The following is a 1954-nucleotide window of genomic DNA, read 5'->3' as shown; positions in this document are numbered from 1 at the left end:
GCCAGGTCGGCCGGGCCGGTCCCGGCGTCGGCGAGCAGCCGGATGGTGTGCGCGCGGTCGGCGGCGGAGATGCCGGTGGTGACGCCCTCGCGGGCGTCCACCGTGACCGTGTACGCGGTGCCGCGCTTGTCCTGGTTGGTGTGGTGCATCGGCGGCAGGTCCAACCGGTCGCACTCGCTCTCGGTGAGCGGTACGCAGACGTAGCCGGACGTGTACCGCACCATGAAGGCGAGCAGCTCCGGCGTCGCCAGTTCGGCGGCGAAGATCAGGTCGCCCTCGTTCTCCCGGTCCTCGTCGTCGACCACGACGACCGGTCGTCCGGCGGCGATGTCCGCCACCGCCTGCTCGATACTCGCGAACCTGGTCATGCGACGGCCTCCGAATAGGTCGACGGGATCGGTGCGGGTGCCGGTCGGGCGGCCCGCGAGGTGCGCCACCAGGCGGCGAGGCCGGCGACGCAGAGCGCGCCGTAGAACAGGTACATCGCCGCCGACGGGTAGAAGCCGCCGCGCAGCAGCAGCGGTACGCCGACCGCGTCCACAGCGATCCAGATCAGCCAGAAGTCCACCCAGCCGCGCGCCATGCCGTACGTGGCGAGGAGGCTTCCGGTGAGGATCCACGCGTCCGGCAGCGGCCCCCACGAGCCGAGGGCGGCCAGCACCGGGTACGCGGCGGCGGTGCCGACGACCGCGGCGAGCAGCAGGCCCATCCGCTCACGGGCGGTGGCCCAGCGCGGCGTGACGGCGGCGCCGTCGGCCTCCAGCCCCAGACGGCGGGTACGCGACCAGCGCCACCAGCCGTAGAGGCTGACGGCGAAGAAGAAGACCTGACGGCCGGCCTGCCCGTAGAGGTCGTGCGCCTGCGGGGTGGCGAAGACACCGCCGAGGAAGACGGTGAGCAGCAGCGCGTTGCCGATCATGCCGACCGGCCAGGCCCAGACCACCCGACGCAGGCCGAGCAGCGCCGAGGCCAGCCCGAAACCGTTGCCGACGATCTCCCGGACCAGCACCGGCGAACCGGCGATCTCCACCTGCGCGTGCAGCAACCAGCCGAGGGGACCCATCAGGCCACCTGCCCCGTACCGCCGGCGCCGAGCAGCCGCTCGACGTACTTGGCGAGGACGTCGACCTCCAGGTTCACCGGGTCACCGACCTGTCGGGCGCCGAGGGTGGTCAGCTTCAGGGTGGTCGGGATCAGCCCGACGGCGAACCAGTCCGGGCCGACCTCGGCGACGGTCAGCGACACGCCGTCGACGGTGACCGAGCCCTTCTCCACCACGTACCGGGCCAGGGCGGCGGGCAGCCGGAAACGCACCGTCTCCCACTGCGCGGCCGGCTCCCGGGCGGTCACCTCGCCGACGCCGTCCACGTGCCCCTGCACGATGTGCCCGCCCAGCCGGCTGCCGAGGGCGGCGGCGCGCTCCAGGTTGACCGGGTCCCCCGGGCGCAGCGCGCCCAGGGCCGAGCGGCGCAGCGTCTCACCCATCACGTCGGCGGTGAAGACACCGTCGGCGGCGTCGACCACCGTCAGGCAGACCCCGTTGACCGCGATGGAGTCGCCGTGCCGGGCGTCCGAGGTGACCAGCGGGCCACGGACCGCGACCAGCGCCGAGTCCCCCGCCGTCGGAGTGATCCGGACGACCTCGCCCAACTCCTCGACGATGCCGGTGAACATGTCAGGCCTCCCTCTTCCGGGGCAGCGCGGTGATCCGCAGGTCGGGGCCGACCTGCGTAACGTCGACGAAGTCCACGTCGATGGCCTCGGCAATGGTCGTCACACCCGCGTCGACCAGCGCGGTGGGACCGGCGCCGAGCAGGCGCGGCGCGACGTAGGCGACGATCTTGTCGACCAGGCCGGCGGCGAGGAACGCCCCGGCCAGCTTCGGCCCGCCCTCCAGCAGCACCGCGCGGATCCCGCGCCCGTGCAGCGCGGCGAGCAGCGCCGGCAGGTCGAC

The 1954-nt window shown here is 73.5% G+C and carries 4 protein-coding genes; all 4 read right to left on the bottom strand.

Translation table 11 applies throughout. The features are described 5' to 3' along the window. Positions 1-368 (bottom strand): 3,4-dihydroxy-2-butanone-4-phosphate synthase (locus AB0I76_RS28825; RefSeq protein ID WP_357041973.1); only part of this gene is annotated, 368 nt, incomplete at its 3' end. Next, positions 365-1063 carry a nicotinamide riboside transporter PnuC gene (gene pnuC, locus AB0I76_RS28820; RefSeq protein WP_357041971.1) on the bottom strand — a complete coding sequence of 233 codons (699 nt, stop codon included), beginning with the start codon at positions 1061-1063 and terminating at the stop codon, positions 365-367. The genes AB0I76_RS28825 and pnuC, both read right to left, overlap by 4 nt. Next, the gene (locus AB0I76_RS28815) at positions 1063-1674 is read right to left on the bottom strand and encodes a riboflavin synthase (protein ID WP_357041968.1); all 612 of its coding nucleotides are present in this window, start codon (positions 1672-1674) and stop codon (positions 1063-1065) included. Before AB0I76_RS28815 ends, pnuC begins: the two co-directional genes overlap by 1 nt. A gap of 1 nt (position 1675) precedes the next feature. Next, positions 1676-1954, bottom strand: a 279-nt coding sequence (locus tag AB0I76_RS28810; protein ID WP_357041964.1) for a dihydrofolate reductase family protein, incomplete at its 5' end; no start/stop codon positions are given.

The organism is Micromonospora sp. NPDC049799, from assembly GCF_040656655.1.
In the GTDB taxonomy this organism is placed as follows: domain Bacteria; phylum Actinomycetota; class Actinomycetes; order Mycobacteriales; family Micromonosporaceae; genus Micromonospora.
This window is presented reverse-complemented; position numbering and strand designations above follow the sequence as displayed.